Origin of the sequence: Pseudomonas sp. URIL14HWK12:I6 (assembly GCF_000514195.1) — a bacterium.
GTDB classification, from domain to species: Bacteria; Pseudomonadota; Gammaproteobacteria; order Pseudomonadales; family Pseudomonadaceae; genus Aquipseudomonas; species Aquipseudomonas putida_A.
Genome location: NZ_AZVL01000001.1, coordinates 607,110 through 627,442, shown reverse-complemented (window position 1 = coordinate 627,442; position 20,333 = coordinate 607,110). Strand labels below are relative to the sequence as shown.

The 20,333-nt window shown below is 59.7% G+C and carries 17 protein-coding genes; 6 read left to right on the top strand and 11 right to left on the bottom strand.

Translation table 11 applies throughout. From position 1 onward, the window contains the following. Positions 1–135: 135 nt before the first annotated feature. The 4 genes from mdtD to yccS all read left to right on the top strand — a co-directional run bounded on the left by mdtD (position 136) and on the right by yccS (position 6,993). Entirely contained in the window at positions 136–1,575 is a 1,440-nt protein-coding gene (gene mdtD / locus H043_RS0102905) for a multidrug transporter subunit MdtD (protein WP_027610635.1), read from the top strand. Positions 1,576–1,856: 281 nt separating this feature from the next. Beyond that, positions 1,857–3,242, top strand: a complete 1,386-nt coding sequence (dbpA, locus tag H043_RS0102900; protein ID WP_007962660.1) for an ATP-dependent RNA helicase DbpA — start codon at positions 1,857–1,859, stop codon at positions 3,240–3,242. A gap of 153 nt (positions 3,243–3,395) precedes the next feature. After that, on the top strand, positions 3,396–4,574 hold the full coding sequence (locus tag H043_RS0102895) for an NAD(P)/FAD-dependent oxidoreductase (protein ID WP_027610634.1): 1,179 nt from the start codon (positions 3,396–3,398) through the stop codon (positions 4,572–4,574). Between the two features lie 226 nt (positions 4,575–4,800). Further along, the gene (gene yccS, locus H043_RS0102890; protein WP_027610633.1) at positions 4,801–6,993 is read left to right on the top strand and encodes a YccS family putative transporter; all 2,193 of its coding nucleotides are present in this window, start codon (positions 4,801–4,803) and stop codon (positions 6,991–6,993) included. Positions 6,994–7,114: 121 nt separating this feature from the next. Here yccS and H043_RS0102885 read toward each other — a convergent pair whose 3' ends face one another. Further along, complete coding sequence (locus H043_RS0102885; protein ID WP_027610632.1) at positions 7,115–7,852, bottom strand: ABC transporter substrate-binding protein; 738 nt, start codon at positions 7,850–7,852, stop codon at positions 7,115–7,117. Positions 7,853–8,108: 256 nt separating this feature from the next. On the opposite strand from H043_RS0102885, the gene H043_RS0102880 reads away from it, so the two are divergent. Continuing rightward, positions 8,109–8,561 (top strand): GNAT family N-acetyltransferase, encoded by a 453-nt coding sequence (locus tag H043_RS0102880; protein ID WP_027610631.1) that lies wholly within the window; start codon positions 8,109–8,111, stop codon positions 8,559–8,561. Positions 8,562–8,676: 115 nt separating this feature from the next. Here the strand turns inward: H043_RS0102880 and H043_RS0102875 are convergent, their stop codons facing one another. Genes H043_RS0102875 through H043_RS0102865 form a run of 3 tightly spaced genes read right to left on the bottom strand, consistent with a single transcriptional unit; the run spans position 8,677 to position 11,652 of the window. Then, positions 8,677–8,973, bottom strand: a complete 297-nt coding sequence (locus tag H043_RS0102875; protein ID WP_027610630.1) for a helix-turn-helix domain-containing protein — start codon at positions 8,971–8,973, stop codon at positions 8,677–8,679. 20 nt (positions 8,974–8,993) lie between these two features. Then, the gene (locus tag H043_RS0102870; RefSeq protein WP_027610629.1) at positions 8,994–9,485 is read right to left on the bottom strand and encodes a M48 family metallopeptidase; all 492 of its coding nucleotides are present in this window, start codon (positions 9,483–9,485) and stop codon (positions 8,994–8,996) included. Positions 9,486–9,528: 43 nt separating this feature from the next. After that, entirely contained in the window at positions 9,529–11,652 is a 2,124-nt protein-coding gene (locus H043_RS0102865) for a bifunctional diguanylate cyclase/phosphodiesterase (RefSeq protein ID WP_027610628.1), read from the bottom strand. A gap of 334 nt (positions 11,653–11,986) precedes the next feature. Between H043_RS0102865 and H043_RS0102860 the strand changes: the two genes are divergently transcribed. Then, complete coding sequence (locus H043_RS0102860; RefSeq protein WP_027610627.1) at positions 11,987–12,655, top strand: polysaccharide lyase family 7 protein; 669 nt, start codon at positions 11,987–11,989, stop codon at positions 12,653–12,655. A gap of 220 nt (positions 12,656–12,875) precedes the next feature. On the opposite strand, the gene H043_RS30220 is transcribed toward H043_RS0102860, so the two are convergent. The 7 genes from H043_RS30220 to tkt form a co-directional block, all read right to left on the bottom strand. After that, positions 12,876–13,322 (bottom strand): hypothetical protein, encoded by a 447-nt coding sequence (locus H043_RS30220; protein WP_155953472.1) that lies wholly within the window; start codon positions 13,320–13,322, stop codon positions 12,876–12,878. Positions 13,323–13,714: 392 nt separating this feature from the next. Beyond that, the gene (gene fba, locus H043_RS0102850) at positions 13,715–14,779 is read right to left on the bottom strand and encodes a class II fructose-bisphosphate aldolase (protein ID WP_003229012.1); all 1,065 of its coding nucleotides are present in this window, start codon (positions 14,777–14,779) and stop codon (positions 13,715–13,717) included. A 252-nt stretch (positions 14,780–15,031) separates the two neighbouring features. Beyond that, complete coding sequence (locus H043_RS0102845; RefSeq protein WP_027610626.1) at positions 15,032–15,364, bottom strand: MliC family protein; 333 nt, start codon at positions 15,362–15,364, stop codon at positions 15,032–15,034. A gap of 57 nt (positions 15,365–15,421) precedes the next feature. Next, positions 15,422–15,643 carry a hypothetical protein gene (locus H043_RS0102840; protein ID WP_007961876.1) on the bottom strand — a complete coding sequence of 74 codons (222 nt, stop codon included), beginning with the start codon at positions 15,641–15,643 and terminating at the stop codon, positions 15,422–15,424. Positions 15,644–15,677: 34 nt separating this feature from the next. Next, a complete protein-coding gene (locus H043_RS0102835) occupies positions 15,678–16,841 on the bottom strand; it encodes a phosphoglycerate kinase (RefSeq protein ID WP_027610625.1) in 1,164 nt (387 codons plus the stop codon). 26 nt (positions 16,842–16,867) lie between these two features. Beyond that, on the bottom strand, positions 16,868–17,926 hold the full coding sequence (gene epd / locus H043_RS0102830; protein ID WP_027610624.1) for an erythrose-4-phosphate dehydrogenase: 1,059 nt from the start codon (positions 17,924–17,926) through the stop codon (positions 16,868–16,870). 150 nt (positions 17,927–18,076) lie between these two features. Beyond that, positions 18,077–20,074 (bottom strand): transketolase, encoded by a 1,998-nt coding sequence (gene tkt, locus H043_RS0102825; protein WP_027610623.1) that lies wholly within the window; start codon positions 20,072–20,074, stop codon positions 18,077–18,079. Positions 20,075–20,333 lie beyond the last annotated feature (259 nt).

The window sequence follows — 20,333 nt, the reverse complement described above, 5'->3', positions numbered from 1 at the left end:
AACGAGCCTGCTCGCGAAAGCGGTAGATCAATCGACATCAATGTTGAATGAAATGGCCTCTTCGCGAGCAGGCTCGCTCCCACACTGACCGCGCTCGACAATGGATATGCATTAACTCCAACCACAAGAGGTTCCATGCCCACTCGCCCGCCTCTCGACGCCATCACCGCCCGCTGGTTGCCGTGGGTCGTCGCCATTGCATTCTTCATGCAGTCCCTCGACGGGACCATTCTCAACACCGCCCTGCCGGCCATGGCCCGGGATCTGGCCGAAGACCCGTTGCGCATGCAAGGTGTGGTCATCGCCTACATGCTCACCGTGGCCTTGCTGATTCCGGCCTCGGGCTGGATCGCCGACCGCTTCGGCACCAAGAAGATTTTCTTCGGCGCGATCCTGCTGTTCAGTTTCGGCTCGCTGCTCTGCGCGTTATCCTGCAGCCTGAGCATGCTGGTCGGCGCGCGGGTGATCCAGGGTCTGGGCGGCGCATTGATGCTGCCGGTCGGACGGCTGGTGGTGCTGCGCGCCTACCCGCGTTCGGAACTGGTGCGGATCATGGGCTTCATCACCATTCCCGGCCTGCTCGGCCCGCTGATCGGCCCAACCATGGGCGGATGGATGGTGCAGTACCTGACGTGGCACTGGATCTTTTTGATCAACCTGCCGGTCGGTGTTCTCGGCTGCTACGCGGTGTGGAAATTCATCCCCGACCTGCGCGGTACTGAACGCACGCGCTTCGATAGCCTCGGTTTCCTGCTGTTTGGCGCGGCGATGATCCTGATCACCATCGCCATGGAAGGTCTGGGCGAATTGCACTTGCCGCATCTGCGGGTGATGTTGCTGCTGTTCGGCGGTCTGGCCTGTCTGGCGGCGTACTGGCTGCGCGCCGGGCGCGTCGAAAATCCGCTTTTCGCCCCTTCGCTGTTCAAGACCAGGACTTTCGCGGTCGGAATTATCGGCAACCTGTTCGCCCGTCTGGGCAGCGGCGCCCTGCCGTTTCTGGTGCCGTTGCTGCTGCAGGTGGCGCTGGGTTATTCGCCATCGCAGGCAGGGATGAGCATGCTACCGCTGGCTGCAGCGGCGATGTTTGCCAAGTGGATGGCGCGGCCGCTGATCGAACGCCTCGGCTATCGCATTGTGCTCACCGGCAACACTCTGGCGCTGGGGATCATGCTGGCTAGCATGGGCCTGGTCAGCGAGCAGACACCATACTGGCTGCTGCTGTGCCTGCTGGCGGTTCTCGGCGCGATCAACTCACTGCAATTCACCGCGATGAACACCGTAACGCTGATCGACCTCGACGACGCCAGCGCCAGCAGCGGCAACAGCTTGCTGTCGGTGGTGGCGCAATTGTCGCTGAGTCTGGGCGTGGCCTGCGCCGGTGCGTTGCTTGGTGGCTTTACGGCGGAGATCGGCAACGATGGCGTCGAGACCGTACTGGGCGCGTTTCAGCTGACGTTTGTCACGGTCGGAATCATGGCGATGCTGGCAGCGACGATCTTCTCGCAACTGTCGAAAGAGGACGGTCGCCGGGTCAAACGCCCGGATGAACATCCGGATGAGCACATCGAACACTAGGCAGTGTCATGTCTGGTGGAGGCTTTTGTAGTGAGGGGATTTATCCCCGATGGCTGCGCAGCAGCCCCAAAATCTGCCACCTCAGTACATCAGGCTGATCGCATTCAACCTTTTCAGGGGGTGCTGCGCACCCCATCGGGGATAAATCCCCTCGCCACAGGTTTATCTTCATTCAAGAAAAGCTTGGGCGAATGAATTCAGGCACTGTTCGTCCAGAACTTTCGAGGAAAGTGGCACGGGGCTGCTACACTGCGCGACATTTTGTTTTGCAGGCCAGTCCCGTGACCACCATCGCCACCGCTTTTAATACTCTGCCGCTGTCCGCCGCCATGCTGGCTAACCTCGAATCCCTCGGTTATGCCCAGATGACGCCGATCCAGGCGCAGAGCTTGCCGGTGATCCTCAAGGGGATGGACCTGATCGCCCAGGCCAAGACCGGCAGCGGCAAGACCGCCGCGTTCGGCATCGGCCTGCTCAACCCGATCAACCCGCGTTACTTCGGTTGCCAGGCGCTGGTGATCTGCCCGACCCGTGAGCTGGCCGACCAGGTCGCTAAGGAAGTCCGGCGTCTGGCCCGTGCCGAAGACAACATCAAGGTCCTGACCCTATGCGGCGGCGTGTCGTTCGGCCCGCAGATCGCTTCGCTGGAGCACGGCGCGCACATCATCGTCGGCACCCCGGGGCGTATCCAGCAACACCTGCGCAAGGGTTCGCTGGTGCTCGACGGCCTGAACACGCTGATCCTCGACGAAGCCGACCGCATGCTCGACATGGGCTTCTACGACGCCATCGAAGACATCATCGAAAAGACCCCGGCACGCCGTCAGACCCTGCTGTTCTCCGCCACATACCCGGTGGGCATCAAGCAACTGGCGTCGAAATTCATGCGCGATCCGCAAACGGTGAAAGCCGAGGCGTTCCACGACGACACGCAGATCGAGCAGCGTTTCTACGAGATTTCCCCGGAAGAGCGCATGAGCGCAGTGACCAAAGTCCTGCACCACTTCCGCCCGGCTTCCTGCGTGGCGTTCTGCTTCACCAAGCAGCAAGTGCAGGAAACCGTTGACCACCTGACCTCCAAAGGCATTTCCGCCGTCGGCCTGCACGGCGATCTGGAACAGCGTGACCGCGATCAGGTACTGGCGATGTTCGCCAACCGCAGTACGTCGGTACTGGTCGCCACCGACGTCGCCGCCCGTGGTCTGGACATCGATGCGCTGGACATGGTGATCAACGTCGAGCTGGCCCGCGACTCGGAAATCCACATTCACCGCGTCGGCCGTACCGGTCGTGCCGGCGAGAAAGGCATTGCGGTCAGCCTCGTTGCGCCGTCCGAAGCGCATCGCGCGCAAGCCATCGAACAGTTGCAGAAAGCTCCGCTGAACTGGGATCAGGTCGATAACCTCAAGTCCCAGGGCGGCGCCCCGCTGCAGCCACCGATGAGCACGCTGTGCATCGCCGGCGGGCGTAAAGACAAAGTGCGTCCGGGCGACATCCTCGGCGCACTGACTGGTGACGCCGGCATCCCCGGCGCTCAGGTCGGCAAGATCGCGATCTTCGACTTCCAGTCGTATGTGGCGGTTGAACGCACCGTGGTCATGCAGGCACTGCAGCGCTTGAACAACGGCAAGATCAAGGGCCGTTCGCTGCGCGTACGGGTTTTGTAAGCGATCTTCCACCCAAAGAAGATCCCCTGTGGGAGCGGGCTTGCTCGCGAAAGCGGTGTATCAGGCGACTTATGTGTCAACTGACACACCGCTTTCGCGAGCAAGCCCGCTCCCACAGTTTGTTTTGTAGCGACCTACCAAGAGGACACCGTTTTGCGCTCTACCGAAGTCGTGATCATTGGCGCTGGCGCCGCAGGGTTGATGTGTGCACTGACCGCCGCCGGGCGTGGGCGTCAGGTGCTGCTGCTCGACCACGCGAACAAGGCCGGCAAGAAAATCCTGATGTCCGGTGGTGGCCGCTGCAATTTCACCAACATGTACACCGAGCCGAGCAATTTCCTCTCGCACAATCCGCATTTCTGCAAATCGGCACTGGCGCGCTACACCCAGTGGGATTTCATCGGCATGGTCGCCAAGCACGGCGTGCCGTACCACGAGAAGAAACTCGGTCAGCTGTTCTGCGATAACAAATCCAGCGACATCCTCGGCATGCTGCTCGACGAGTGCGATCAGGTCGGCGTCGAGCTGCACCTGGACACCTCGATCCAGACCATCGAGAAGGTCGAAAGCGGTTACCTGCTCGACACCACCCTCGGCCAGGTTCAGTGCCAGTCGCTGGTGATCGCCACCGGCGGGCTGTCGATCCCGACGCTGGGCGCTACCGGTTTCGGTTATCAGGTCGCCAAACAGTTCGGCCATGAACTGCTGCCGACTCGCGCCGGACTCGTGCCGTTCACCATCACTGATCAGCTCAAGGAACTCTGCACCGAGCTGTCCGGTACTTCGGTGGATTGTCTGGTCAGCTGCAACGACCAGAGCTTTCGCGAGAACATTCTGTTCACTCACCGTGGTCTCAGTGGCCCGGCGATTCTGCAGATCTCGTCGTTCTGGGAGCCGGGCGACACCGTGGAGATCAACCTGTTGCCGGATCACGACACCGCGGCATGGCTGCAACAGCAAGTGGCCGAACGCCCGAACAGTGAACTGAAAACCCTGCTCGGCGAAATCTTCACCAAGAAGATGGCCAATCTGCTGGCGGACAACTGGTTCGTGTCCAAACCGATGAAGCAATACACCCACGCCGAACTGGCGCAGATCGCCGACAAGCTCGGCAGTTGGAAAGTCGTCCCGGCCGGCACCGAAGGCTATCGCACCGCCGAGGTCACGCTGGGTGGCGTCGATACCCGCGAAGTGTCGTCCAAGACCATGGAGTCGCTGAAAAGCCCGGGGCTGTATTTCGTCGGCGAAGTGCTCGACGTCACCGGGCATCTGGGCGGTTTCAACTTCCAGTGGGCCTGGGCCTCGGGGTACGCTGCTGCGCAGTACGTCTGATCCAACACAAATCAAAACTGTGGGAGCGGGCTTGCTCGCGAATGCGCTGGATCAGTCGACATGCATGTTGAATGACACACCGCTTTCGGGAGCAAGCCCCCTCCCACAGTTGTTATGTGTGATGCAGTAAGGAACACTTTTTGCTGTCAGATGTGATCGGCGCCATTGCGTCGGCGTCATTACTGGCTCAATTTAGCGGCATCGCCTTGGAAGGCCTTCGCACTTCATGTCCTCGACCTCGTTTCGTCAGTCTTTGCGGCGCCTGTGGGCGCTGGATAAATTCAGCTACAGCGTGCGGGTGTTCATCGCCCTGACCGGCAGCATGGCGCTGTGTTGGTATCAGGATGAAATGGGCCTGCTGATCCCGTTGTTCCTCGGGATTATCGCCAGCGCCCTGGCCGAGACCGACGACAGTTGGCAGGGGCGCCTCAACGCCCTCGCCGTGACGCTGGTGTGTTTCAGTATCGCCGCGCTGTCGGTGGAACTGCTCTTCCCCTACCCCATCGTGTTCGCCATCGCCCTGGCCTTGGCCAGCTTCGGCCTGACCATGCTCGGCGCACTCGGCGAGCGTTATGGCGCGATTGCCTCGGCGACCTTGATTCTGTCGGTCTACACCATGATCGGCGTGGATCAGCGCGGCGGCGCGGTCACCGATTTCTGGCACGAACCGATGCTGCTGGTGGCGGGTGCCGCGTGGTACGGCCTGCTCTCGGTGCTGTGGCAAGCGATGTTTTCCAACCAGCCGGTGCAGCAGAGTCTGGCGCGGCTGTTCCGTGAACTCGGTTTCTACCTGAAGCTGAAAGCCTCGCTGTTCGAGCCGATCCGCCAACTGGATGTCGAAGGACGACGGCTGGAACTGGCGCAGCAAAACGGTCGAGTGGTAGCGGCGCTGAACAGCGCCAAGGAAATCATTCTGCACCGGGTCGGCAACGGTCGCCCGGGGTCGAAAGTCAGCCGTTATCTGAAGCTGTATTTCCTCGCCCAGGACATTCACGAACGCGCCAGCTCCTCGCACTATCCGTACAACGCGCTGGCCGATGCGTTCTTCCACAGCGACGTGCTGTTCCGCTGCCAGCGTTTGTTGCGCCAGCAGGGCAAGGCCTGCCGCGCGCTGGCCGAATCGATCCAGATGCGCCAGCCGTTCGTCTACGACGCCAGTTTTGCCGAAGCGCTGACAGACCTCGATGCCTCCCTTGAACACCTGCGCATCCAGAGCAATCCGGCGTGGCGCGGCCTCCTGCGATCGCTGCGTGCCCTGGCCGCCAACCTCGGCACCCTCGACCGTTTGCTCAGCGATGCGAGCAACCCCGACGCACTGGCGGACGCCACCGACAGCAGCCTGCTCGACCGCTCGCCGCGCAACCTCAAGGACGTGTGGGTTCGCCTGCGTACGCAACTGACGCCGACTTCCCTGCTGTTCCGTCACGCCCTGCGCCTGCCGCTGGCGCTGAGTATCGGCTATGGCATGGTGCATCTGATTCACCCGTCGCAGGGTTACTGGATCATCCTCACCACGCTGTTCGTCTGCCAGCCGAACTACGGCGCGACCCGGCGCAAACTCGGGCAGCGGATTCTCGGCACCGCCATCGGCCTGACCGTGGCCTGGGCGCTGTTCGATCTGTTCCCCAGCCCGCTGGTGCAGTCGTGCTTCGCGATCGCCGCCGGGGTGGTGTTCTTTACCAACCGCACCACGCGCTACACGGTGGCGACCGCCGCGATCACGATCATGGTGCTGTTCTGCTTCAACCAGATCGGCGATGGCTACGGGCTGTTCCTGCCGCGCCTGTTCGATACCCTGCTCGGCAGCCTGATCGCCGGCCTGACGGTGTTCCTGTTCCTCCCGGACTGGCAGGGCCGACGCCTGAACAAGGTGCTGGCCAACACCCTGACCTGCAACAGCATCTACCTGCGCCAGATCATGCAGCAATACGCCGCCGGCAAGAGCGACGACCTCGCCTATCGCCTGGCCCGACGCAACGCGCACAACGCTGATGCGGCGCTGTCGACCACCTTGGCCAACATGCTCATGGAGCCGGGGCATTTCCGTAAGGAAGCGGATGTCGGTTTCCGTTTCCTGGTGCTGTCGCACACCCTGCTCAGCTACCTCTCCGGGTTGGGCGCGCATCGCGAAACGCAGCTACCGGCAGACGTGCGTGAACAACTGATCGACGGCGCCGGAGTGAAACTGGCCGCGAGCATCGACGACATTGCCCAGGGCCTGGCGAACAAGCAACCGGTGGCGATTCAGAGTGACGAAGAAGAAGCGCTGGCCAATGAGCTGGAGCAGATGCCGGACGAGATCGATGAAGGACAGCGACTGGTGCAGACGCAACTGGCGCTGATCTGCCGGCAGTTGGGGCCATTGCGCACGTTGGCGGCGCATTTGATCAAAGACACTAATGAGATTAGCGCTGGCTGAAAGGACGCCTTCGCGAGCAGGCTCGCTCCCACAGTGAATGTGTGTACGAAGCAGAACCCATGTGGGAGCGAGCCTGCTCGCGAAGAGGCCATCAACCACTCAGAAGATTCTTGATCAGCCTTCACATCCCATGCTGGCGCAGCAACTTGTCATAACTGCCATCCGCCTTCATCGCCGCAATCGCCTTATCAAACCCGGCCACAATCTGCTCATGCTGCGGATTCTTCAGACTCACCAGAATATGCAGGCTGTTCTCGCTCAACGGCTTGGGCAGAAACTCCACGGCGTTGCGCACTTTGGCTGATTCGCGGGCCAGGTAATAGCGCGCGACGTATTCATCTTCCAGGGTCAGCTTGACCCGGTCCGCCGCCAGCATGCGCACGGCCATGGCGAAGTTATGCACAGGGACTTTCTCCAGTGCGGTATCGGCATCGAAGGCCTGCGAGTAGGCATAACCGCGCACCACCGCCACCGGGTAGGTGTGCAGTTGTTCGAGGCTGCCGTACTCCAGCGGCGTGTCCTTGCGCTTGAGAAAGCGGATGCGGTTGAGCAGGTATTCGCCAGAGAACTGGCCGATTTTGGTCCGTTCGTCGTTGTACCAGGCGTTGACCAGCACGTCGTATCGTCCTTCGCCCACCCCCAGCAGTGCCCGCGCCCAAGGTACCTGTTCATAGTCGCTGGCATAACCGGCCCGCGCCAGCGCGGTGCTGACGATGTCGGTGGCCAGGCCACCGTTGACCAGCGTGTCATCGGTAAAGGGCGGCCAGATATCAAACACCAGTCGCAACTTCTCCGCTGAGGCGGTTTGGGCCAGCAAGAGCAATCCGATCAAAGCAAAGGCTCGATGCAGTCGCGGCATGCTTGAAAATCCTTAGCGGGCGGGCTGCCCAGCGTGTTTTCAGTCAAAACCCCAAGGCCCCTTACCGGCGAAACCCAGGCCCTAACAGTAGCTCATTGAAGCCAGTGCACAGCGCTTTCCAGCAGATTACACAAAGCAGCCGCTATCGCGAGAAAGGAATGATGGCATTTTGACCTTTGTCACAGACTGTTCCGCCATACAGACATCCAGGGCCTGTGCGCTTAGTATCGGGCGACGGAGTTCAAGGAGTCGGAAGATGACAATCGAGTGGGTCTGCAAGCATCACAGTGATCTGGGCAAAGAAGAGTTGTACGCACTGCTGAAGCTACGCTCGGAAGTGTTCGTGGTCGAACAGAAATGCGCCTACCCGGACCTCGACGGCCAGGATCTGGGCGGCGACACCCATCACCTCATGGGTTGGGAAGATGATCAGTTGATGGCCTATCTGCGCCTGCTTGATCCCGAGTCCCAGAGCGGTGACGTGGTGATTGGCCGCGTGATCATCGCGCCGCAGGGCCGCGGCAAAGGGCTGGGGCATGTGATGATGGAACACGCGCTGAAACAGGCCGGGAAGCATTGGCCGCAGGTGCCGATCTATCTGTCGGCGCAGGCGCATTTGCAGGGGTATTACGGCAAGTACGGGTTTGTGGTGGCGGGTGAGGAGTATCTGGAGGATGACATTCCGCATATAGGCATGCGTCGTCCTTGAGGGCCCCTTCGCGAGCAAGCCCGCTCCCACATTTGATTGCATTCCATCTGAAGGAACTCGATCGACTGTGGGAGCGGGCTTGCTCGCGAAGGCGTCAGCTCAGCCACTGCAAGACTCAGGGATACTCCAGCACAGCCTTGATCTGCCGCAGATTACGCTCGATCCACCCGCGATCTATCGCTCCCCACTCGCGAATCCGATAGCGCCCGGCATGATTGCGCGCGCCCTCTTCCTGCTCGAATTCACAGATGATATCCAGATCCGCCAGCGCGGCGATCGTGTCCTGCGCCGTGCGCCGGGGCATGCCGGTCACTTCGGTCAGCGCCGGGACGCTTGGGGCCAGGCCGCTGTCGATCAGGTAGGCCACGTACAGGCGCCGGTAAAAGCTGCTTTTGGTCTTGCTGACGTCCATCTACCCGCTCCTTGTTGCGGCTATTGCAGATCCCGCCACGTCAGGTATACCCGCAGATCGAACTCGATCTGGTGATACCCCGGCAGCATGTGTTCGCACAATTTATAGAAGGCCTTGTTGTGGTCCGATTCCTTGAAGTGCGCCAGTTCGTGCACGACGATCATCTTCAGGAACTCAGGGGCCGCCTCCTTGAACAACGAGGCGATGCGAATCTCTTTCTTGGCCTTGAGCTTGCCGCCCTGCACCCTTGAGACCGTGGTGTGCAGGCCCAGCGCGCGGTGCGTCAGGTCGAGGCGGTTGTCGAACAGCACTTTGTCGATGGCCGGTGCGTTGCGCAGGTATTCCTGCTTCAGGTCCAGCGCATAGCTGTACAGCGCCTTGTCGCTCTGCACATCGTGACGCCCCGGATAGCGTTGACTCAGGTACTCACCCAGACGCTGTTCGGCGATCAGTTGGCGCACCTGATCCTGCAATTGCGCGGGATAGGCCTGGAGGTATTTCAACGCAGTCATGGGCACGGCAATACGGTTCGAAAAGAGCGCCAGTGTAACGAATTCAAACCGGCAGCGCGCTCCAGTCGAAGGGCTCGGCGAAGCTGGCGGCGTCTTCGGAGGTCAGCGGACGCGCCACCAGGAAACCCTGCACATATTCGCAGCCATGCGCTTGCAGCCATTGATACTGTTCGATGGTTTCCACACCTTCGGCGATCACCAGCAAGCCGTACTGTTTACACAGATTGATCACGTTGCTGACCAGCGCCGCGTCGCGCGTCGAATCCGGCAGCCGCGCAATCAGGTGTCGATCAAGCTTGAGCGTATCCAGCTCCAGATCACGCAGATGCGCCAGCGAACATGGCCCCGAACCAAAATCATCCAGCGCCACGCGCACCCCGAGATTACGCAGCAGGCGCAGCTGTTTGCGGGTCTCGTCGGGGTTGTGCATCAGTGCGTCTTCGGTGATTTCCACCTCCAGTTGCCGTGGCTGCAGCGCGTGCCGCTCCAGCACCTGGCGCAATTCGGTGACCAGGTTCGGCAGACCGAACTGGGTGTTGCTCAAACTCACGCCAAGCACCAGATCCTCGGCGAACAGGGTTTCCCAGGCTTTGCGCTGGCCGGCGCCGCGATGATAGATCCAGCTGCCGAGCCGACTGATCAGCCGTGCTTCTTCCAGTAGCGGCAGGAACAGCCCCGGCGGCACGTCGCCGACGCTCGGATGCTGCCAGCGCAGCAACGCCTCGAAACCGCGGATCTGCCCGCTGTCGATCGCCACTTGCGGCTGATACACCAGATTGAAATCACGGTTCTCGATGGCGTTGCGCACGCTCTCTTCAAGCATCAGCCGAGAGCGGGCGCGGCCGTTCATTTCGTGATCGTAAAAACGATACTGCTGACGCCCGGCGCGCTTGGCTTCGTACATGGCAATGTCGGAGGCGCGCAGCAAGCCGTCGAGGTTCGAGCCGCAGTCCGGGTAAGTGGCGATGCCGATACTCGCGCCGAGGGCAATATCCAATCCCTCGATCTGCTGACAGACCGACACCCGTTCGATGAGCTTCTCGGCAATCTTCGCCGCCTGCTCGGGGAACTCCAGATCGAGCAATGCCGTGAACTCGTCACCGCCCATGCGCGCGAGAATATCGAACGGCCTCAAGCACGCCTTCAACTGCTCGGAGACCCAGCGCAGCACCCGGTCGCCGGCATCGTGGCCAAGGGAATCGTTGACCCGTTTAAAGCCATCGAGATCCAGATACAGCAGCACCCAACTGCTGTCGCTGCGTTCACCGCGCAGCAGCAGGTTTTCCACCGTCTGATAAAAGCCCCGGCGATTGAGCAGTCCGGTCAACGGATCGGTGACCGCTTGAAATTCCAGCTGCTGATGCAGGTGACGCACCACTGACATGTCCAGCACCGTCACCACCATCGCCCGCTGCTCGGGCGGCAACGGCGCGCAGGACAACGCCACCGGCACCTGCTGCCCCGGCGCCGTGCGTAACAACGCATCATGTAGACGCAAGGTCTCCCCGCGTTTATAGCCGGCCAACAACTCGGAATCGGCCCACAGCGGGATGTGCGGTTTCTGCAGATAATCGAGAAATTCCTTGCCCTCCAGCTCTTTCACCGGCGCATTCAGCAGACGCGAAATCGCCGGGTTGGCGAAGCGGATCAAACCGTCCTCGCCGAGCACCAATATTCCTTCCGCCGCGTTATCCAGCACCGAGGCATTGAAGGCCCGCGCGACCTCCAGATCATGACTCAGGCGCTGCAAGGCGCGGCGGTTGCGCTGGTGTTCGAGCAACGCCTGGACTTTCGGTTTGAGGATCTGCGGATCGAACGGTTTGAACAGGTAATCCACCGCGCCACTGGCGTAGCCCTTGATCACGGCGTCCTGGGACTGTTCGTTGGCGGTAAGGAAAATGATCGGCGTGAGGCGTGTGCGCTGGCTGCCGCGCATCAATCGCGCGACTTCAAAGCCGTCCATGCCCGGCATCTGCACATCCAGCAGCACCAGGTCGACGTCGTGTTCGAGCAGCAGATTGAGTGCCTCGAAGCCGGAGGCGGCGGTCATGACGTGCCAATCCTGACGCTGCAGCAACGCGCGCATGCTGATCAGGTTTTCAGGGTAATCATCAACGATCAAAAGGACAGAGCTGCCTTCACCTGGCTGGGGTTGCGCGCATTCCATGCTGCTTCTCTTGTCGGGACATCTCTTGTCGGACTATCGGCCGGTTCTTGGGAAAACCGTACAGTTACTGAGCCATCACTCTAGTCGCGGATCTGTGAAAGCAGAAGCTGTCACGCCGCCATCATTTAGCCAAAGCGGCGACTTACCGACTAACGGTCACCCCTGCAGCCCCCGAAAACCGGCACAGATGGCATTTCGACAGGATGTTGACGCCAATCATCTGCCAAACGGGCGTTAACAAAAAACTCCTCTACGCTTATAACTGCCGCCCGAAAAGGCGCGGGCTAGAGCTTCTGGCACTCGCGTTCAGGATGAATTGAGTGGAAGAACCGACATGATCGATCTCGCAACCTGGAACCTCAGCGTTCCCGTCGGCAGTCCGCCGTACACCGTCGAAACCTCCAAACTGGTGAATGGCTTCAAGGATCAGTACTTCCATTCCGACACCGGCACGCTGTTTTTCTGGTCACCGGTGACCGGGTCAAAAACCGAAAACGCCATCTACCCGCGCACCGAACTGCGCGAAACCTTCAGCAACGGCACCCTGCGCAACTGGTATTACCCGGACGCCGACAACACCCTGCGCGCAACCCTCGCGGTGAACAAGGTGCCCAGCTCGGGCAAGATCGTCATCGGCCAGATCCACGCGTATGAAAGCCAGAAGCCGATGGTCAAGCTCGAATACCAGTACAAGACCAAGACCGAAACCGGCAACCTGGTGATCAAGGTGCGCATGCACCCCGATGACGACGAAAGCCGCGTCATCACCCTCGCCACCGGCATCAAACTCGACCGCGAATTCAACTACCTGATCCACCTCAGCCCCGGCGGTGCACTGGGTGTGAGCGCAGCGGGTTATCAGTGGGATTCACAAATCAGCGCGACGTGGCGCAACAAGCCGCTGTACTTCAAGGCTGGGGTGTATGTGCAGGACAACACCGGGTATACCAGTGAGGGTGGGCAGGTGACGTTTACCAAGCTGGATATTGATCACAACAAGTGATATCGGCGGCCTCGACACTTACACAAATTCCTGTAGGAGCGGGCTTGCTCGCGAATGCGGAGTGTCGTTCAACATCAATGTTGCTGACCCACCGTATTCGCGAGCAAGCCCGCTCCCACAGGGGATCAATTGCGTGATGAATATCAAGGGGGGTCTAGTCTTGAAATGGTTTAAACCTATTTCAGGACTAGACACTTGGATTCTCCTTTCCCGCCCTTTCCTACGAAACAGAAGTAGGGAAATTTACAAAAAACTCACCATCCGAAACTGCGAACCCCTTATTCCCTGGCTCCTTATGAAACCTAAACTTTCCTTTAATAACTCCAACGCTATTTTTTTCCAGTACAAATAATCCTGATTGAGGCCTCCATGCAGGGGCATATCGCGCGTCGCATACAAAATCAATTACATTGGGGAAGTCGGGAAAATAGTGATACGTACCTGGAATAAGATCCTTGGAGAATAAAAATAAAATATCTTCTGAATGATGTTCAGTATGGCTACTTGTATGCACATAAATGTTGTCAGAGTAATCTCCATAAAGATGGGTAGATTTATACTCAGCTTTCTCTTCGCCACTTTCGCCATCCTTGCCGTACAAGATACAGCTGACCTCACCACTGAGCTCATGCTTTTTAAATTTCTCACGGACATCAATGCTTGACATATCAATCTCTCCATTACATAGAAGGAACAAAATCAGTAAAGGGAGGGATAAATATGTTTATCGTTACTTCCTTTCTGACTGCATTAAGACGATAGGCTGCAATGAATTTTAAATCACCTGTCAGAAATGACAGTTCTTTATGCGATTTCGAAATAAGCAAAACGATTTACGCAGTCGTTAACGAAATTTATTTTTCTCTCAAAAATAACTATGCCTTCGACCACATTACGTGCGGGGAAAATGTCACACATATCGGACTTATCGAGAGAAATTTTAAAAATCTTTTTAACGACATTTTTAGCCGCCAGCCGTTAATTTGTTCACAATGAAAAACTCACAAAAAAAACCCGCCACTCGGCGGGTTTTTCATTTACGCGATCAAACGCCCAGGCTTAGTTCACCTTGGCGTTCAACTCACCCTTCAGATAACGCTGGAACATCGCTTCCAACGAGATCGGCTTGATCTTCGAAGCATTACCGGCAGTACCGAACGCTTCATAACGAGCGATACACACATCACGCATCGCCGTCACGGTTGCGCCGAAGAATTTACGTGGGTCGAATTCGCTCGGATTGGTGGCCATCAGGCGACGCATTGCGCCGGTGGATGCCAGGCGCAGGTCGGTGTCGATGTTGACCTTGCGCACGCCGTACTTGATGCCTTCGACGATTTCTTCAACCGGTACGCCGTAGGTTTCTTTGATGTCGCCGCCGTACTGGTTAATGATCGCCAGCCACTCTTGCGGAACCGAAGAGGAACCGTGCATCACCAGGTGGGTGTTCGGGATGCGCTTGTGGATTTCCTTGATGCGGTCGATCGCCAGTACGTCACCGGTAGGTGGCTTGGTGAACTTGTAGGCGCCGTGGCTGGTGCCGATAGCGATGGCCAGGGCATCAACCTGGGTCTTCTTGACGAAGTCAGCGGCTTCTTCCGGGTCGGTCAGCATCTGGCTGTGATCCAGAACGCCCTCAGCGCCGATGCCGTCTTCTTCACCGGCCATGCCGGTTTCCAGCGAACCCAGGCAGCCCAGCTCGCCTTCAACCGAAACGCCGCAGGCGTGAGCCATGGCGACGGTTTGTTGGGTAACGCGGACGTTGTATTCGTAGTCGGTCGGGGTCTTGCCGTCTTCGCCCAGGGAGCCGTCCATCATCACCGAGCTGAAGCCCAGTTGAATGGAGCGCTGGCAGACGTCAGGGCTGGTGCCGTGGTCCTGGTGCATGCACACCGGGATGTGCGGGAATTCTTCGATCGCGGCCAGGATCAGGTGACGCAGGAATGGCGCGCCGGCGTATTTGCGAGCGCCGGCCGAAGCCTGGACGATCACCGGGGAGTCAGTCTTGTCAGCGGCTTCCATGATGGCGCGCATCTGCTCAAGGTTGTTGACGTTGAAGGCTGGAACGCCGTAGCCGAACTCGGCTGCGTGGTCCAGCATCTGGCGCATGCTGATAAGTGCCATTGTGTGTGTCTCTCCCGGTTGAGGGTCGTTAATCGTGCCAGCCTGCCGGAGCGGCGGCGGCTATTCAAGTGATTGCAGATCGGGGGTCGAAGCCCGGTCTGGTGATTCGATAAAGCAAAATCCTGAGAACTGCACAGATCCCCTGTAGGAGCGAGCCTGCTCGCGAAAGCAATCTCGCAGTCACTGATGCAATGCCTGTCAAACCGCTTTCGCGAGCAGGCTCGCTCCCACATTAGAATCGCAGTGCTTCAATTACTCGGCTTTGCAGCCGCGGCCAATCAGGTCATTGGTGGCGACCCAGTACACCAGGCCTTCGTCACCCTTGACGTGAAACGCCAGCATGCCGTCGCTGTACAGCACACCCGAGGCGCCCGGCTCTTCTTTCAGGCGATAGACCTGATCACCGCCGCCCAGTCGAACATCGACTTCCTTCTGGCCGGCATCGGCGTAGCGCCACAGCACTTTGGCCTGGCTGTCGCAGGTCCAGGTGGTCCAGTTGTCCGCAGGCGCGGACGACTGAAACAGGTTCAACTGCGCACAACCGCCCAACAATGCCAACGCCGCAATGGCGATCAAGCCTTTCATCCGTGTTCCTCGACTGACAACCAACGCCGCCAGCCCTGAGTTAAAGAGTCAGACCGGTCAAGGACAACCATGTTCCTTGGCCGGGGTTTGCGTCTCGTATTTGTCCAGACCGTCCGGCCCCGAGCGCTTGTTCAGCACCGGGTTGGTTTCGGCCTGCCAGTCGGCCTGGTAGCAGCCTTTCTGTGCCGCATCCGGCGCAGGTGTCGCCTCGGCCTTCGGGTTACTCCCGCAGGCCGCCAGCGTACCGGTCAGCAACAACAGCGCTAACGACTTGACCATCTGAACACTCCTTTGCCTGGCCAAACGGGCGGCCTCAGGCCTTGGCCCGACTTTCCAGGACTTCAACGGCCGGCAGCACCTTGCCTTCGACGAATTCGAGGAACGCGCCGCCACCGGTGGAAATGTAGGAGATTTGCTCGGCCACGCCATATTTATCGATGGCCGCCAGGGTGTCGCCACCGCCGGCAATGGAGAACGCGGCGCTGTCAGCGATGGCCTGGGCCAGCACCTTGGTGCCGTTGCCGAACTGGTCGAATTCAAACACGCCGACCGGGCCGTTCCACAGAATGGTTTTCGACGATTTCAGCAGTTCGGCGAAGTTGGCTGCGGTTTGCGGGCCGATATCCAGGATCATGTCGTCAGCGGCAACGTCAGCGATCAGTTTAACGGTGGCCTCGGCGCTTTCAGCGAACTCCTTGGCAACCACCACGTCCACCGGCAGCGGTACGCTGACCTTGGCGGCGATGGCGCGCGCGGTGTCCAGCAGGTCCGGCTCGTACAGCGACTTGCCGACCGGGTGACCGGCGGCAGCCAGGAAAGTGTTGGCGATGCCGCCACCGACGATCAGTTGATCGCAGATCTGGCTCAGGCTGTTGAGTACGTCGAGTTTGGTCGACACCTTGGAGCCGGCAACGATCGCAGCCATTGGCTTGGCCGGTGCGCCCAGCGCCTTGCCCAGTGCGTCCAGCTCAGCGGCCAGCAACGGGCCGGCAGCGGCGACTTTGGCGAACTTGGCCACGCCGTGGGTCGAACCCTCTGCGCGGTGCGCGGTGCCGAAGGCGTCCATCACGAACACGTCGCACAGGGCGGCGTATTGCTGGGCCAGCTCGTCAGCGTTCTTTTTCTCGCCCTTGTTGAAGCGCACGTTTTCGAACAGCACGATGTCGCCGGCCTTGACGTCAACGCCGCCCAGGTAATCGGCCACCAGCGGCACGTCGCGGCCCAGGGCCTTGCTCAGGTAGTCAGCGACTGGCTTGAGGCTGTTCTCGGCGGAGAACTCGCCTTCGGTCGGACGGCCCAGGTGCGAACACACCATCACCGCCGCACCTTTTTCCAGGGCCAGCTTGATGGTCGGCAGCGAAGCCAGGATACGCGCATCGCTGGTGACAACACCGTCCTTGACTGGGACGTTGAGGTCTTCGCGAATCAATACGCGCTTACCTTGCAGATCGAGGTCGGACATCTTCAACACGGTCATGGGTCGCACTTCCTGAGTAGCTGTTCTTAGAGAGCAGGTTTTTTTGAAATCGCTGTTTGCAGATAGTGGTCTGCAACGTCCAGCATTCGGTTGGCAAAACCCCATTCGTTGTCGAACCAGGCCAGGATGTTCACCAGTTTGGGGCCGGAAACACGGGTCTGACTGGCATCGACGATGGCCGAATGTGGGTCATGGTTGAAATCACAACTGGCGTGCGGCAACTCGGTATAGGCCAACAGGCCTTTGAGCGGGCCGTTGGTGGCGGCCTCGCGCAGGATCCGGTTGACCTCGTTGGCATCGGTCGCGGTGGCGGTCTGCATCGTGATGTCGAGGCAGGACACGTTGACCGTCGGCACGCGTACGGCTTTGGCCTGAATTCGCCCGGCAAGTTCCGGCAGCAGACGCTCGATGCCACGTGCCAGACCAGTGGACACCGGGATCACCGACTGAAACGCCGAACGGGTGCGGCGCAGGTCTTCGTGGTGATAGGCGTCGATCACCGGCTGATCGTTCATCGCCGAGTGAATCGTGGTGATCGACACGTAATCCAGGCCGATCGCCTTGTCCAGCAGACGCAACAGCGGCACGCCGCAGTTGGTGGTACAGGAGGCGTTGGACACCAGCAGTTCATCGCCAGTCAGGCAATCCTGATTGACGCCGAAGACGATGGTGGCGTCGACATCCGCCTCGCTGGCCATCGGTTGCGAGAACAGCACGCGTGGCGCGCCGGCGTCGAGGAAACGCTGGCCGTCTTCGCGGGTGTGGTAGGCGCCGGAGCACTCCAGCACCAGGTCGACGCCCAGCGCCGCCCAGTCGATGCCTTCGGGGGTGGCACTGCGCAGGACCTTCACGCAGTCGCCATTAATATGCAGACAATCGCCGTCTACTCGCACTTCGCCGGGAAAGCGGCCGTGGGTGGAGTCGAAGCGTGTCAGGTATTCGATGCTGGCCATGTCCGCCAGATCGTTGATCGCGACAATTTCAAACCCGGCCTTCTCGCCACGCTCGAACAACGCACGCAAGACGCAACGACCAATCCGGCCGTAGCCGTTGAGTGCAACTTTGTAGGGACGCGGTTGAGGCATGGGGTTCTCGATTACCGTGGTGAATCGGGTAGTGCGATGTTGCCTGAACCAACGCTTTCGCGAGCAGGCTCGCTCCCACAGGGAAATACATTCCAATGTGGGAGCGAGCCTGCTCGCGAAGGCGTCAGCTCAGACGACATCTTTTCCAGATCAGTCTTCCAGCAGCTCTTCAGCCTGACCCAGGATGTTTTCCAGGGTGAAGCCGAACTCTTCGAACAGTGCCGAAGCCGGAGCCGATTCGCCGTAAGTGGTCATGCCGATCACGCGACCTTCCAGACCCACGTACTTGAACCAGAAGTCGGCGTGAGCCGCTTCGATCGCAATACGTGCGCTGACCTGCAGCGGCAGAACCGATTGCTTGTAGCCGGCGTCCTGCGCATCGAACACGCTGGTGCAAGGCATGGAAACCACGCGCACCTTGCGGCCTTGCTCGGTCAGCTTGTCGTAGGCCTGAACGGCCAGACCGACTTCCGAACCGGTGGAAATCAGGATCAGCTCAGGCTCGCCTGCGCAGTCCTTCAACACGTAACCACCGCGGCTGATGTCGGCGATCTGACCGGCATCGCGTTCCTGGTGCTGCAGGTTCTGACGCGAGAAGATCAGCGCCGAAGGGCCGTCCTTACGCTCCAGCGCGTTTTTCCAGGCCACTGCCGATTCAACGGCATCGGCTGGACGCCAGGTGTCGAGGTTCGGCGTGGTCCGCAGGCTGGTCAGTTGCTCGATCGGCTGGTGCGTCGGGCCGTCTTCGCCCAGACCGATGGAGTCGTGGGTGTAGACGTGGATCACACGCTTCTTCATCAGCGCCGACATGCGCACCGCGTTGCGCGCATATTCCATGAACATCAGGAAGGTCGCGCCGTAAGGCACCAGGCCACCGTGCAGGGACACGCCGTTCATGATCGCGGTCATGCCAAATTCGCGCACGCCGTAGTACATGTAGTTGCCGCTGGCGTCTTCAGCGCTGACGCCTTTGCAACCTTTCCACAGGGTCAGGTTGGAACCGGCCAGGTCAGCCGAACCGCCGAGCAGTTCCGGCAGCAGCGGGCCGAACGCGTTCAGGGTGTTCTGGCTGGCTTTACGGCTGGCGATGGTTTCGCCTTTGGCCGCCACTTCAGCAATGTAGGCCGAGGCTTTTTCCGCGAAGTCAGCCGGCAGTTCGCCGCTCAGACGACGGATCAGCTCGTTGGCTTCGGTCGGGAACGCCGCGGAGTAGGCAGCGAAACGCTGATCCCACTCGGCTTCGGCAGCGCGACCTTTTTCCTTGGCATCCCACTCGGCATAAATGTCTGCAGGGATTTCGAACGGGCCGTAGTTCCAGTTCAGCGCCTGGCGGGTCAGAGCGATTTCCGCGTCACCCAGTGGGGCGCCGTGGCAGTCTTCCTTGCCCTGCTTGTTCGGCGAACCGAAACCGATGGTGGTCTTGCAGCAGATCAGGGTCGGCAGCGGGCTCTTGCGCGCGGTTTCGATGGCGGTCTTGATCTCTTCCGGATCGTGACCGTCGACGTTGCGGATCACCTGCCAGTTGTAGGATTCGAAACGCTTCGGGGTGTCATCGGTGAACCAGCCTTCGACTTCACCGTCGATGGAGATGCCGTTGTCATCGTAGAAGGCGATCAGCTTGCCCAGGCCCAGCGTACCGGCCAGGGAAGCGACTTCGTGGGAAATGCCTTCCATCATGCAGCCATCACCGAGGAACACGTAGGTGTGGTGATCAACGATGTTGTGGCCAGGACGGTTGAACTGCGCGCCCAGGACTTTTTCAGCCAGGGCGAAGCCGACGGCGTTGGCCAGACCCTGACCCAGCGGGCCGGTGGTGGTCTCGACGCCCGGGGTGTAACCGAATTCCGGGTGACCTGGGGTGCGGCTGTGCAGTTGACGGAACTGCTTGAGGTCGTCGATCGACAGGTCGTAACCGGTCAGGTGCAGCAGCGAGTAGATCAACATCGAGCCGTGGCCGTTGGACAGCACGAAGCGGTCACGGTCGGCGAACGATGGATTGCTCGGGTTGTGCTTGAGGTAGTCGCGCCAAAGTACTTCGGCGATATCTGCCATACCCATAGGGGCACCGGGATGGCCGCTGTTGGCTTTTTGCACGGCATCCATGCTGAGGGCACGAATGGCGTTGGCACGCTCACGACGGCTAGGCATCGCTGATCTCCTGGGTGTGAATAGATTGAAACGGAAAAAAGGAGGGCATTTTCCCTCACCGGAGCGCCTCGGGGCAATGACAGATAGTCATCCGAGGGCGTTTTTCCCGTGCTGGACGGCGGTTTCGTCTGGTGAAACCTTTCCGCTGTTCGTTTGTAGAGTTAACCAGCCAGTGAGAAGTGCCATCTATCGAGCAATATCAAAACTTTTTGATATTGCCCTTGCAGCGATTTCCCACCGTCACTAGACTGCTGGCCCT